Raw genomic sequence first — 800 nt, 5'->3', positions numbered from 1 at the left:
AGGTAGCGACGCTTACGACTCCCTGATGCGCCTGAAAACGTAGGAATGTTATCTTTAACACATTTACAAAATGTGTCGTAGTTAAAGGTGTTTTTAAAGTCAAATTCGCTGACTATAACTAATAGAAATTTCCCCGAATCTGAACTTCCATCTGTGTTGTTCCCCATTGGGCAAATAAATTGCTGGAGTCCATCAGTGGATCCACCTGCATAGCTTTCATGGCTATTGCAAGTGGTTTTGTAAGTTGACTGGTTAAAATTGTAGTCATTACAAAAATCAGCTTCATTACTATCTCCAGAGTTACCCATAGCAGCACTATTTAATTGATAGTCATGCTGTGTATACAGGTAAGGTGCAGATTTCATATAGCTTTTAATGCCAAGCTCAGGCGCTTCATCATAACAGGTATTAGCTTGTCTGCCATCGATCTCTAAATAACTGACTTCTCCAGGTCCCAAGCTTACTCGAGTAAGGTTATCTAGTGAATCATAAGAAATACCATCCCAATCTCTACTGTGGCTGCTATATATGCAGTGTCCATAGCTCCAGTCAAACCCTATATGAACAGGAGTAGCATTCACTAATTCAACATTGGTGGTAATAGAAGAAAAAGAATAGTCATACAATATTGGCAATATGAATGGGATTGCTATATATAATAATTTCTTGCTTATTTTTTTTATTTTAAGCTGATTCATTAATTATAATTCCGATATTAATTCATTTATCTATTTTCTAAGAGGGTTTTCCTAGGAGAAAAACAATTGGCTTTTACATTGGTATCTCACCTTACGCACAGG

At 36.5% G+C, this 800-nt stretch carries 1 protein-coding gene; it reads right to left on the bottom strand.

Annotated features, from left to right (window positions below; genetic code table 11):
* A partial coding sequence (locus C200_RS14035; protein ID WP_155276096.1) for a hypothetical protein occupies positions 1-635 on the bottom strand: 635 nt, incomplete at its 3' end.
* Positions 636-800 lie beyond the last annotated feature (165 nt).

The sequence above is a fragment of the Piscirickettsia salmonis LF-89 = ATCC VR-1361 genome (assembly GCF_000297215.2).
GTDB classification, from domain to species: Bacteria; Pseudomonadota; Gammaproteobacteria; order Piscirickettsiales; family Piscirickettsiaceae; genus Piscirickettsia; species Piscirickettsia salmonis.
Note: the sequence above shows the minus strand (reverse complement) of the source record. Positions and strands in the feature narration are given on the sequence as shown.